Origin of the sequence: Bordetella avium, from assembly GCF_034424645.1 — a bacterium.
Taxonomy (GTDB): domain Bacteria; phylum Pseudomonadota; class Gammaproteobacteria; order Burkholderiales; family Burkholderiaceae_B; genus Bordetella; species Bordetella avium.
Window position 1 is genome coordinate 3221339 of the sequence record NZ_CP139969.1, and the last position, 12161, is coordinate 3233499.

A 12161-nucleotide genomic window follows, 5' to 3' on the forward strand; every position below is an offset into this window, starting at 1 on the left:
TCAGTGCCGCGCCAGCGCAAACAGCCGGTCCCATTGCGCAAGCACAACGGGCAGGGCGTAGCGCTCACGCACCGACAGGGCGGCGCGCCGCCCCAGGTCGGCGCGTAGGGTTTCATCGCTCATGAGACGGCCCAGGGCTTCGCTCATGGCGGCGGCCGAATCAACCAGCAAGGCATCGGCGCCGTCACGGGTCATTTCTCGCGGACCGCTGGGACAATCGAACGTTGCGCAGGGCAGCCCCTTCGCCATGGCCTCGAGCAAGACGTTGGGAAAGCCTTCCACGGCAGAGCTCAGCACAAAGGCGCTCGATGCCGACAAGGCCGCCCAGGGTTCGGTGGTGCGGCCCGGCAAACGCACGCGGTCTTGCAAACCCAGACGCTCGACCTGGGCTTGCAGAGCCTGCCTGCGCGGTCCATCGCCCCAGATCCAGAGATCCCAATCCGGGTGCGCGGCCGCCAACTGCGCAAACAGATCGATCAAGAGATCGAATTGCTTGTCGGGCACGAGACGGCCCATCGCCATCAGGCGTTTACGGCCCTGCGCATCGGGCTTGAGATCGGCCAGCGGCGCATCGAGCAGCTCGGGGGGCAAAGGATTGGGAATGACGGCCAGATGACGAATGCCCGGCACCTGAGCGGCAAAGGGCGCGACGGTGTCTTTGGCCTGCACCGTGACCACATCGGCGCGCGGATAAAGCCAGCGGCGCAAGCGGCGCCAGACCTTGCCGGTCGTCGTGTCAACGACAGGATTGGTGCGCTCGCACACGATAAGCGGCTGATCCAGTCCACGTGTTGCCAGAATGGCGCCCACATTGACGTTGGTGAGGAAGGAAACCACGACATCCGGGCGGCGCTCACGGATCAAACGGCGCAGGCCCAACAGGCGCTTGAGCGGCGCCAGCCTGCCCTGCGCGGGCACGGCCTGGGCCAGCCACAGCAGCTCGACCGCGGACGCCAAGGGATAGAAACACTGGCCGCCACCGGAATACGTGGGCAGCAGGGTCACGTTGTCGCCCCGCTCGGCCCAGGCATTGACCAGGGTGGCCGCCACGCGCTCGGCGCCACCGGCATTCATCGAACTGACGGCCAGCACTATCCTCATGGGTCCATGCCCTCGCCGAGTTGACCGCTGTGATAACGATCCAGCCAGGCCTGCATCATCAGCACGCCCCACAGATGACTATCCCAATTGCGGTGGCCGCTTTGATGCTCCCGCCATTTGCGCAGAATGGGTTCGGGCTCGAACCAGCCCTGCTGACGCAGGCGGGCAGGATCAAGCAAAGCCTCGGCCCAATCGCGCAGGGGACCGCGCAGCCAGGAAGCCAGCGGCACGGCAAAGCCGCGCTTGGGACGATCGACCAGGCTTTGAGGCACATGGCGATACAACACCTGGCGCAACAGCCATTTACCGGTGCCGCCGCGCAGCTTGTAATTGAACGGCAGACTCCAGGCGAACTCATAGACACGATGATCGATGAGCGGCACACGGGTCTCCAGGCTGACCGCCATGGCCGCACGGTCGACCTTGACCAGAATGTCGTCAGGCATATAGGTCACCGTGTCGAGCTTCATCATGGCTTCAAACAAGGGGCCGCTGAGCGGCTGCTCAAACAGCGACGGCGGCTCCTCCCCCCCCTTGACGACACGGGCGGGGTCCGACCAATAGGACACGAATAAACGATAGAACTCCCCCTGAGACCGGGCCCGCAGCAGTTCTCCCATTTTGCCCACCTTGCCGCGCCATGCCCCAGCGCCTGGCAAACGGGTCGAACCGCGCATGGCCGCCCCCGCCAGGGCGCGCAGCGGCGCGGGCAAGCGTTCGCACTGATCCCACCAGCGCGCCACGCGCAGATAACGCGAATAGCCGCCGAACAACTCATCGCCGCCGTCTCCGGACAGGGCCACGGTCACGTGCTCGCGCGCCATGCGTGTGACCAGCGCAGTCGGAATTTGCGAGGAGTCGGCAAAGGGTTCGTCATAAATGTCGGCCAGGTGCGGCACCACATCCAGGGCATCCTTGGGCGTCACGTAGAGCTCGGAGTGATCCGTGCCCAGATGGGCGGCGACCGCCTTGGCATGCTGCGCCTCGTCGTATTCCTTTTCATGAAAGCCGATAGCGAAAGTGCGCACCGGCGCATTGCTTTGGCTTTGCATGAGCGCGGCGATCGTGGACGAATCAATACCCCCCGACAGAAAAGCCCCCAGACGCACATCGGAGAGCATCTGGCCGCGCACGGCCTGCAACAACACCTCCTGCAAGGCATCGGTGGCTTCATTGTCGGAAGCAAAGCGCCTGGGCTGGCGCTGACCCGCATCCGCGACTTCCAGCGCCGACCAATAGGCCTGAGGCGGGGCCATTTCACGGGCGCGAAGCTGCGCTTCGCTGAATACGACCCAGCTTGCGGCAGGCAGCTTGCGAATGCCTTCGTAGATGGATTGCGGCGCTGGCACATAGTTGTGCCGCATAAAGGAGGCGAGCGCATTGCGGTCGATCTGCCGGCCAAACCCCGGCACCGGCGACAGGCCTTTGAGCTGCGAAGCAAACACCAGATTGGCGCCAACATAGCCGTAGTACAGGGGTTTTTCACCCATGCGGTCGCGCGCCAGCGTCAAGCTGCGCGTCTGGCGATCCCACAGCGCAATGGCCAACATGCCGACAGCGTCGCGCAACATGGCTTGCACGCCGAAGGCCGCCGCATAGGCCAGAATCGTTTCGGTGTCGGAATGGCCGCGCCAGTCGGGCGCCTGCCCCGCCTGCTCCAGCTTGGCGCGCATATCGAGGTGGTTATAGACCTCGCCGTTATAGGTCAGAACATAACGACCGCAAGCGGACACCATGGGCTGATGCCCCGCCTCGGTCAGATCCTGAATCGCCAGGCGCACATGGCCAAAGCCTACGCCCGCCTCACGATCTTCCCAGAAACCCTTGCTGTCAGGCCCGCGCAAACGAATCCGCTGGCAGCTTTCGGCCAGGATTCGCGTCTTGTCTTCCAAGGGTCCCCAAAGACCGACGATTCCACACATGATGTTTTCAGTTCTCTAGAGCATCGTCAAAAAGTTGCCGCCACAGTCCGAGGACATGACGGGCCGAAAAACGCTCGCGGGCGGTCTGCGCCTGCGCAGCCATCCGCGACCGGGCAGGGGCATCCTGCATAAGGGCCGCCAGCGCCTGCGCCATGGCGGCCGCGTCGCTCACCGGACGCACCAGTACGCCATCCAGGCCATCACGCACGATCTCCCTGGGCCCGGTATCGCAATCAAAGCAGACCGGCGCCAGACCGCTGGCCATGGCTTCAAGCAGGGTATTGGACAGCCCCTCAAAGCGTGAGCTGAGAACATAGAGATCCGCAGACTCATACCAATCGGCCACATTGCCAGCGCGCCCGGGCAAATAGATCCGCTCGCCCAGGCCATGGGCGGCAGCCTGGGCCGCAAGCCGGGCACGTTCCTCACCCTCGCCCAGAATCAGCAGATCCCAATCGGGAAAGCGGGCCGCGAGCTGCGCATAGGCATCGATCAGCACCTCAAAGCCCTTGTCCGGATGCAAACGCCCCACCGCCAGCAAATAGTGCCGCCCGGGCAGGGTCGGCGGCCGCAAACGGGGTTCGTTGCGCGGCAAGGGCCAATGGACCGGATTGGGAATGACGGCCAGCCGCGAGCCCGGCACATGCTCGGCGATCCAGTCGGCCGTGCCGCGTGTCAGCGCTACCACACGCGCCGCGCGCGGATAGGTCAAACGGCGCAAGCGCTGCCACATGCCGGAGAGCTGCTGAGACGGCGGATGGGTATGCTCGGTGGCGATCACCTTGATGGGCAGCCCCCATGCCGCCAGCACAGCAAGAATGGACGAGGTGGTCATCATGCCTAGCACGATATCCGGCCTGAACTGACGCAACACGGCGCGCAAGGCGCGCACGCGGCGCACATTATCCAGAATACCGCGTGCGCCCCCCCGGCCGTCGGTCCCCAGAACCTGCCGCAATACCCCCTCGGGTATCGGATAGGCATCGCCTTCGGCCTGGGTGAGAATCATCACCTCATGGCCTGCGCGCACCCAATGCCCGGCCAGATCGACCGCCACGCGCTCGGCCCCGCCGCCATGCAGCGAATGAATAAAAATCAGGATGCGCCGACGGGCCATCTAGCTGCGCTCCGCAGTCTCGGGCAGCGCACGCAAGGCCACTCCCGTGTAGCAAATAAAGGAGAGGAAATACATCAGGCTGGTCGCCAGCATGATGCCCTCGGTCCCCATACGGGGCCCGAGTACGGTATTGAGCACCGCCTTCAACAAAAAATTGGCCACGGCGATCAGGGCCATCACGCGGTAGCGCCCCTGGCTGGCGAGCAATTGCACCAGAATGAGTACGCCAAAATAAAACGGCAGTTGCAACAGCCCCCAGCGCAACACACTGGCCACCGCCTCGGTATTTTGCGCGGTAAAGGCGCCACGTTCAAACAGCAGCGCCACGCCCCAAGGCGCCAGCAGCCAGCCGATCGCCACGGCCGCGATGCCTGCCCCCACCATGGCCCAGGACCATTTCAAAGCCATCGCACGAGCTCGCAGGCCATCGCCCCGGTGCTGGACATCGGCCAGGACGGGCAGCGCCGCGCGCCCCACCGACACCGCGCCTATACCCAGCACCAGGGAGAGCAGGCGGCTGGCATAACCCAGTGTGGCGTTGGCATTGCCGCCCAGATTGGCGGCGGTGTATTGGTCCAGCGGGTTGACGAAACTCATGGCGACCTGGCCAACCAGCATCACACCGGCCGCGCTCAAGAGTTCCGGCCAATGCGGCGAGCGCAGCGTCAAACGCGGCGCCCCCCAGAAGCCCTGATCGGCGCGGGCTGCCAGCCAGGCCAGCCAGACCGCCTGGATGAGATAGCCGACCAGGGTTCCCCACAGCAGGGGGCCGACCTGATCGCCTCCGGCCGCCGCCAGCATGACCCAGGCCAGCGTCGTCACGGCCGGCACGCTGTCGAGCAGGGTGTTGACGTGGCGCTCGTGCGAGCGCAGGCGCGCTGCGCTGATGCCGGCAATGAGCAGGACGGCACTGACGGGCACAAAAGCCCAGAGCAGTTCTTGCGTCATGCCCGCGACCGCACTCGACAGGCCCGGCCCGAGCCAGGCCAGCACATAGGGCCAGCCCAGCCAGGTCAGGCCGGCCAGCAGCAGACCGCCCAGCAAGGTCCAGCCTTGCAACTCGCTCACGAAAAGGTCGCGCTCGGCGCCGCCCTCGCGGCGCAGGCGCACCAACACCGGGATGAGCACGACCGACAGCACGCCCACGATGGTGACGGGCAACCAGGTCGCCATGGTCTGGGCGAACTGATAGGCGTCTACGGCATCGCTGATGCCGTAGCGATAGGCGACCGCCATCTCTTTGATGGCGCCGGCAGCCTTGCCAAGGATGAGAAATACGGCGACCCGGAACGCGCCCCTGAAGATGCGTTGGTGGTCCGGGTGTATGCCGCCGAATTTGCGCAGAAGGGCTTTCAAATCAACGCAGGAATTGCGTGTACCAGGGCATCGCGGCGTCCAGCCCTTGCAGGATGTCGAACGCCGGCTGATAACCCAACAACCTGCCCGCCTTGCTGATGTCTGCCTGGGAATGACGCACATCACCCGCCCGGAAATCCGCATGCTCGGCTTGTTTGTCATAGGCCACGCCCTGACGCCCCAGCGAGGTCTTCAGAAAATCAAAGAGCTGGTTCAGCGTGGTGCGTCCGCTATAGGCCACGTTGTAGACCTGATTGCGCGCCTCGTCGTCCGCCATGGCGCCAAGAATATTGGCCTGCACGGCATTATCGACATAGCAGAAATCCCGGCTGGTTTCGCCATCGCCATTGATGACCACGGTTTCGCCCTGGATCATCGCCGCCGTCCACTTAGGGATGACGGCCGCATAAGCGCCATTAGGGTCCTGACGCCGGCCAAAGACGTTGAAATAACGCAGACCGACGGTCGTAAAACCATAGGAACGCGCAAACACGTCGGCGTAAAGTTCATTAACGAACTTGGTCACGGCGTAAGGCGACAGCGGACGGCCGATATTCTCTTCGACCTTGGGCAGCGCCGGATGGTCGCCATAGGTCGAGCTGGAGGCCGCATAGACAAAGGCCCCGACCTTGGCGTCGCGCGCAGCGACCAGCATATTCAGGAAACCGCTGATATTCACCGCATTGGTGGTGATCGGGTCATTCAGCGAACGCGGCACCGAACCCAGGGCAGCCTGATGGAGCACCTTGTCCACCCCATCGGCCGCGCGGCGGCAGGTATCCAGATCGCGGATATCGCCTTCGATGAAGGTAAAGCGCGCCCACTGCTCGGCCGTCACCAGCCCGCGCACCTCATCAAGATTGCGCTGATGACCGGTCGCGAAGTTGTCCAGACCGACAACGGTCTGGTTCAACTTGAGCAGGGTTTCGATCAGATTGGAGCCGATAAACCCCGCACAACCCGTCACCAGCCATTTGCGTGGCCGGGCCTGCAAGTCCGCACGGACGGCGTCGTAGCGTGTCGTCATGGTGGCAATTCCTTCTACGGATTACAGACGCAGATCCGATTCTTGGGCGATCAGGACATACTTCAGGTCGTACAACACATGCTCGGGCTTGCCCAGCTTGCGGATGGCTTCGGCGCCCATTTCGACGAATTGGTGATGCGCCACCGCGAGAATGACGGCGTCGTAGCTGCCTTCGACCGGCTCAGCAACCGGCGTAATGCCATATTCGTGCTGCGCCTCCTGGGCATCGACCCAGGGATCGTAAACATCCACGTCGACGTTGTATTCGCCCAGCTCGCGGATGATGTCCACCACGCGCGTATTGCGCAGGTCAGGGCAGTTTTCCTTGAAGGTCAAACCCATCACCAGCACCTTAGCGCCCTGAACATGCAGACGCTTTTTGGTCATGCACTTGACCAGCTGCGACACGACATAGCCGCCCATCGAATCGTTCAAGCGACGGCCGGCCAGAATGATTTCCGGGTGGTAGCCGATGGACTGCGCTTTGTGCGTCAGGTAGTAGGGGTCCACGCCAATGCAATGGCCGCCGACCAGGCCCGGGCGGAAAGGCAGGAAGTTCCACTTCGTCCCCGCCGCCTGCAACACCGCTTCCGTGTCGATCCCCATCTTGTTGAAGATCAGGGCCAGCTCATTGATGAGGGCGATGTTGACATCGCGCTGCGTGTTCTCGATCACCTTGGCGGCCTCGGCCACGCGAATGCTGGACGCTTTGTGCGTGCCGGCAACGATGATTTCCTTGTAGAGCTGATCGACCAGTTCGGCAACCTCAGGCGTCGAGCCGGAGGTCACTTTCTTGATGGTGGAAACACGGTGCGCCTTGTCGCCCGGATTGATGCGCTCGGGGCTGTAGCCGGCGTAAAAATCAACGTTGAACTTCAGGCCGGAAACCTTCTCCAGCACCGGCACGCAATCCTCTTCCGTGGCGCCCGGATAGACGGTCGATTCGTAGATCACGATATCGCCGCGCTTGAGCACGGCGCCGATGGTTTCGCTGGCTTTGACCAGGGGGGTCAGGTCAGGCTGCTTGTACTCGTCGATCGGGGTAGGCACCGTCACGATGAAAACATTGGCCTGCCCCAGTTCGGCGCGGTCCGTCGTATAGCGCAGATGCTTGGCCTCGGCCAGTTCCTGATCATCGACTTCAAGCGTGTGATCACGACCCGCTCGCAACTCGTCAATACGGCGCGTGTTGATGTCAAAACCGATAACGGAGCGCTTTTTGCCGAATTCCACCGCCAGCGGCAGACCGACATAGCCCAAACCCACTACGGCCAGTTTCACATCTTGAATACGCAAGGTAAATCTCCCAGTTACCGTATGGCGGCTACGGAATCAAAAAAAATAGAAGCGCGTGTTGATGTCAAAACCGATAACGGAGCGCTTTTTGCCGAATTCCACCGCCAGCGGCAGACCGACATAGCCCAAACCCACTACGGCCAGTTTCACATCTTGAATACGCAAGGTAAATCTCCCAGTTACCGTATGGCGGCTACGGAATCAAAAAAAATAGAATTTCGTGGAATATGCCCGCCAAAGCGGGCGTCTGGATTGTCAATGCGTGCGCAGCACGGAAGGCAGCAGCAGCCAACCCGGCCTGCGCCAGGAGACCAGCCTGATGTAAAGCCAGATATAGACCCCGGCGAAAACCAGCAGGCTCGCGCAGAGTACCCAGGCGTTATCCCACCAGATCGTGGCCGGCACGAGGCCGATCAAGGCCAGCACCCACATATAGGGCGAAGCCAGCGCATTGCACAGCGCCGGTACGGCATGACGGCTGCGGCGGCTGAACGTCACACGGACCAGACGGCGGAACACCAACTGATGCAGGTGCAAGGCATCGGGCTGGTCTACCGGCACGCCGCGCTTGAAACGGCGGCGCCAGATCGAGAATCCGGTTTCGAACACCGGATAAAACAGCACGGCCAAAGCGTAAAACGGCGAAACCGAGGGATTGCGCACCACCAGCAACACCGCCAGCTCAGCCAGCATAAAGCCCAGAAAATAGGCCCCGCCGTCGCCCAGAAATACACGTCCGAACGGAAAATTCCAGACCAGAAAGCCCAGCGTCGCCGAGGCCAGCGCCGCAGCGATCATGAAGATGGGCATATCACCCACCTGCAACGCGACTAGACAAATGGACACGGACATCAGCGTGGCGACCATCCCCGCCAGGCCATTCATGCCATCAACGATATTCAGCGCATGCGTACAGCCGCCCACCGCGAAAACCGTGAACAGCAGCGAAACCGGCCAGAAGGAAAGCACCCAGTCCACCGGCGCAATCCCTACCCGCGACACACCGCCCAGCAGCCACCAGGCGATGGCCGCCGACGCGAAGGCCGCCAAGAGGCGTTTGCTTGCGCCGATATCTTTGGTGATGTCTTCGAGCAGACCGGCCACGAATACGGGCAGCGCGGCAACGAACAGGGCCGGCCACAGCCAGGTCAGCGTCATGTTGCTGGGACCCAGCACCAACAAGCCGGCCAAGGTGCCGGCGAGCACCGCCAGCCCCCCGACGCGCGGCGTCGAACGGGTGTGAGACGCCTGAGGCTTGTTGAGATCGTTGTCACCGGTAAAGGCGCCATGCCAGCGTTCCGACGCGACGATGAGCCCCCCCACCATGAATGCGACCACGCAGATATAGAACCAGGTCACAGGATCACCTTTGGATGGTCTATCGAGACAAGACCGCAATTATGTGCGGCAGGTGTAACGCCCATATATGGGAGAGATATTCAAGTGCAAGTCACAAGTACAGAAAGTAACGCCTTCATCTCAGGCCGCCTAGCTATCGGTACATGATATGGCCGATACCCATTAATTGTAGAACTTTCCTACTGGATACGCCGGGAAATTTAAGGGAAAACACCAAGCTGGCCGCCGGGCGACACGGTCATGGCTAACTCCTTGCGCTACTCACCGGCCTTAGCGAAGCGGAGAGTGGGCAAAAATAATAAAAAAAAGCCCGAGATCTAACGATCTCGGGCTAAATCCACCAAAGGAGGAGGGTGGAGGAGACAAGCTTGGCATGCCTGGGTTACACAAACCCAACAGTTCGGGGGAGCGCGGGAGGGAACGTGCCACAACCTCTTTGCTCTACCTTGGAACTGCTACGAGAGCGCTTTGCGCCTTCGTTTTGAGCATCCATGTGAGGAATAGTAGAGGATTCTTTTGTGCGTTGCAAGAATTTTTTTGGAAATGGATTTCACAATGCAAAATCGGTGAAATTCAGCCACATTCAGCGCGAAAACTCAGGCTGGACAAGGGTTTGAGTCTGTCGCGGGAAAAACCATTCAGCCTGCCCCACCCCCATGCGCGGGGAAACCCTTGCGTGAAAACCCTCGAATTTTCAGGTGCTTAGCCCACCTCAAAAACGAGCGCCACCGCTTATGCGGCGTCGCACCATAAGCCGCCCCCTACAAGCGGTAGGCCGTGCCGGTCATCACCTTGGACATGGCGCGCATGATGCCGCGCACCGGCGCAGGCAAGGGTATGCCACCCGCCCGCTCGGCGCTTTCACGATGACCGGCCTCGTCGTCCTTCATTTGCCGCACGATTTCGCGCGAGCGCTCATCCGCCGCAGGCAAGGTGCGTAAATGCTCATCCAGATGCGCCTCGACCTGACGCTCGGTTTCCGCCATGAAGCCCAGATTGCGCGGCACGCCCGCGACACTAGCCGCCACGCCCAATGCGAAAGATCCCGCATACCAGAGGGGATTGAGCAGGCTGGGACGGCTGTCCAGCTCTTTCAGGCGCCGGTCGCACCAAACGAGATGATCCACCTCCTCGGCGGCGGCCTTGCGCAGCAATTCGCGCGTACCGGCATCGCGGCAGGCCACGGCCTGGCCACGGTACAGCGCCTGGGCGCAGATCTCGCCCACATGATTGACCCGCATCAGTCCGGCCGCGTGGCGCTTTTCGGTGTCCGCCAGGGGCGCCTCGGCGGCATGGGCCGGATACGCCCGCCCGGCCACCGCCGAGCGCGACAAAACCTGCAAAGCGCGATCCACCTCGATCAGCAAGGCATCCAAGGGCCCCGCATGGCGGGGACTGGCGTAATTCATGGCGACTCCTTTCTATGCGCACCGCCCCTGAAGGCAGCCGGGGCACTCCGCTCAAGATTGTAGCCAACAGGTATGATCGCCCTTTGACCGGGCGCAAGCGCCCCTCTCCCGCACAAGGATTACCGCGATGGAATGCACAATCGATTGGGGCGGCCCCTCGGGCATGCTCTTTATGGCGACCACTGGCAGCGGCCACGTCACGGCCATGGACGGCGCCGTCGACGGGGGCGGCCACAACCTCGCCCCGCGTCCGATGGAGATGCTGCTGGCCGGCACCGGCGGCTGCACGGCTTACGACGTGGTGCTGATCCTCAAGCGCGGCCGCCATGATGTCAGCGGTTGCAGTGTCAAACTTGAGGCCGACCGTGCAGACACGGACCCCAAGGTATTCACCCGCATTCATTTCGCCTTCACCGTGACAGGCCGCAATCTGCCGCGCGCCGCCGTTGAACGTGCCGTGCAGCTCTCCCACGAAAAGTACTGCTCGGCCTCGGCCATGCTCGAAAAAACCGCAGCCCTCAGCTTCTCGGTCGAGATCGTCGACACGGCCGCCGCCTGATTTTCCGTTTTGCCCACCGGCGCACGATGCGCCCACTACAGCCATGAGACAGTATCTAGACCTCGTCCAGTCCATTATTGACCAGGGCGCATGGCAGGAAAACCGCACCGGTGTGCGCACCCTGTCCCTGCCCGGCGCCATGCTGCGCTTCGACCTGCAACAAGGCTTCCCGGCGGTTACCACCAAGAAGCTGGCCTTCAAATCGGCCATCGGCGAACTGGTGGGTTTTCTGCGCAGCGCACGCAGCGCCGCCGACTTCCGGGCGCTGGGCTGCAAGGTCTGGGACCAGAACGCCAATGAAAACAGCCAATGGCTGAACAACCCTTATCGCGAGGGTCTGGACGACCTGGGCCCCGTCTATGGCGTGCAGTGGCGCAACTGGCCAGCCTACAAGCTGCTCCGCGCTGACCGGCAGGCGCAGATCAGCGACGCGCTCAGCCGCGGCTACGCCAAAGTGGCCGAGCTAGATGAAGCGGGCGTGCCGCAGGTGCTGCTCTACAAGGCCGTGGATCAGCTGCGCCAGTGCCTGGACACCATCCACCGCAACCCCTCCGACCGGCGCATTCTGTTTCATGGCTGGAACTGGGCGCAGATCGAGGAAATGGCCCTGCCGCCCTGCCACCTGCTTTATCAGTTTCTGCCCAACGCCAGCACGCGCGAAATCTCGCTCTGCCTGTATATCCGCTCCAACGATGTCGGCCTGGGTACGCCGTTTAACCTGACTGAAGGCGCGGCGCTGCTGCACCTGGTGGGCCGCCTGACCGGCTACACGCCGCGATGGTTCAGCTATTTCATCGGCGACGCGCACATCTACGAAAACCATCTCGACATGCTGCGCAAACAGCTCAAGCGCGAGCCGCATGCGTCGCCGCGCCTGCTGCTGTCAGACCGCATCCCAGACTTCCGCCAGACGCAGCGTTATGAGCCCGAGTGGCTGGAGCACGTCGAACCGAGCGACTTCAGCCTGGAAGGCTATCAGCACCATGCGCCGCTGACGGCGCCGATGGCGGTTTGA

The 12161-nt window shown here is 62.5% G+C and carries 11 protein-coding genes; 2 read left to right on the forward strand and 9 right to left on the reverse strand.

Translation table 11 applies throughout. The features are described 5' to 3' along the window. The 9 genes from U0029_RS14895 to coq7 all read right to left on the reverse strand — a co-directional run bounded on the left by U0029_RS14895 (nt 1) and on the right by coq7 (nt 10587). The gene (locus U0029_RS14895; protein WP_012416212.1) at nt 1-1101 is read right to left on the reverse strand and encodes a glycosyltransferase family 4 protein; all 1101 of its coding nucleotides are present in this window, start codon (nt 1099-1101) and stop codon (nt 1-3) included. Beyond that, entirely contained in the window at nt 1098-3023 is a 1926-nt protein-coding gene (asnB, locus tag U0029_RS14900; RefSeq protein WP_114851723.1) for an asparagine synthase (glutamine-hydrolyzing), read from the reverse strand. Before asnB ends, U0029_RS14895 begins: the two co-directional genes overlap by 4 nt. 7 nt (nt 3024-3030) lie before the next feature. After that, nucleotides 3031-4140 carry a glycosyltransferase family 4 protein gene (locus U0029_RS14905; protein ID WP_114851722.1) on the reverse strand — a complete coding sequence of 370 codons (1110 nt, stop codon included), beginning with the start codon at nt 4138-4140 and terminating at the stop codon, nt 3031-3033. Continuing rightward, nucleotides 4141-5496 carry a murein biosynthesis integral membrane protein MurJ gene (murJ, locus tag U0029_RS14910; protein WP_114851721.1) on the reverse strand — a complete coding sequence of 452 codons (1356 nt, stop codon included), beginning with the start codon at nt 5494-5496 and terminating at the stop codon, nt 4141-4143. A 1-nt stretch (nt 5497) separates the two neighbouring features. Then, the gene (locus U0029_RS14915) at nt 5498-6523 is read right to left on the reverse strand and encodes an SDR family oxidoreductase (RefSeq protein WP_114851720.1); all 1026 of its coding nucleotides are present in this window, start codon (nt 6521-6523) and stop codon (nt 5498-5500) included. A gap of 21 nt (nt 6524-6544) precedes the next feature. Next, complete coding sequence (tviB, locus tag U0029_RS14920) at nt 6545-7819, reverse strand: Vi polysaccharide biosynthesis UDP-N-acetylglucosamine C-6 dehydrogenase TviB (RefSeq protein WP_114851719.1); 1275 nt, start codon at nt 7817-7819, stop codon at nt 6545-6547. Nucleotides 7820-7855: 36 nt separating this feature from the next. After that, a complete protein-coding gene (locus tag U0029_RS14925; RefSeq protein WP_114851718.1) occupies nt 7856-7984 on the reverse strand; it encodes a hypothetical protein in 129 nt (42 codons plus the stop codon). A 90-nt stretch (nt 7985-8074) separates the two neighbouring features. Next, nucleotides 8075-9178, reverse strand: a complete 1104-nt coding sequence (locus tag U0029_RS14930; RefSeq protein ID WP_039051422.1) for an MraY family glycosyltransferase — start codon at nt 9176-9178, stop codon at nt 8075-8077. A gap of 761 nt (nt 9179-9939) precedes the next feature. Beyond that, complete coding sequence (gene coq7 / locus U0029_RS14935; protein ID WP_114851717.1) at nt 9940-10587, reverse strand: 2-polyprenyl-3-methyl-6-methoxy-1,4-benzoquinone monooxygenase; 648 nt, start codon at nt 10585-10587, stop codon at nt 9940-9942. A 127-nt stretch (nt 10588-10714) separates the two neighbouring features. On the opposite strand from coq7, the gene U0029_RS14940 reads away from it, so the two are divergent. Together U0029_RS14940 and U0029_RS14945 are read left to right on the forward strand one after the other, a co-directional pair. Beyond that, on the forward strand, nt 10715-11146 hold the full coding sequence (locus tag U0029_RS14940) for an OsmC family protein (protein ID WP_114851716.1): 432 nt from the start codon (nt 10715-10717) through the stop codon (nt 11144-11146). 43 nt (nt 11147-11189) lie between these two features. Next, the gene (locus U0029_RS14945; RefSeq protein ID WP_114851715.1) at nt 11190-12161 is read left to right on the forward strand and encodes a thymidylate synthase; all 972 of its coding nucleotides are present in this window, start codon (nt 11190-11192) and stop codon (nt 12159-12161) included.

Bases quoted from the DNA above. Each gene is read 5' to 3' on its own strand.
- coq7 (WP_114851717.1), bottom strand. From the start codon at position 10,587: ATGAATTACGCCAGTCCCCGCCATGCGGGGCCCTTGGATGCCTTGCTG.
- U0029_RS14915 (WP_114851720.1), bottom strand. From the start codon at position 6,523: ATGACGACACGCTACGACGCCGTCCGTGCGGACTTGCAGGCCCGGCCA.
- asnB (WP_114851723.1), bottom strand. From the start codon at position 3,023: ATGTGTGGAATCGTCGGTCTTTGGGGACCCTTGGAAGACAAGACGCGA.
- U0029_RS14945 (WP_114851715.1), top strand. From the start codon at position 11,190: ATGAGACAGTATCTAGACCTCGTCCAGTCCATTATTGACCAGGGCGCA.
- U0029_RS14905 (WP_114851722.1), bottom strand. From the start codon at position 4,140: ATGGCCCGTCGGCGCATCCTGATTTTTATTCATTCGCTGCATGGCGGC.
- U0029_RS14940 (WP_114851716.1), top strand. From the start codon at position 10,715: ATGGAATGCACAATCGATTGGGGCGGCCCCTCGGGCATGCTCTTTATG.
- U0029_RS14895 (WP_012416212.1), bottom strand. From the start codon at position 1,101: ATGAGGATAGTGCTGGCCGTCAGTTCGATGAATGCCGGTGGCGCCGAG.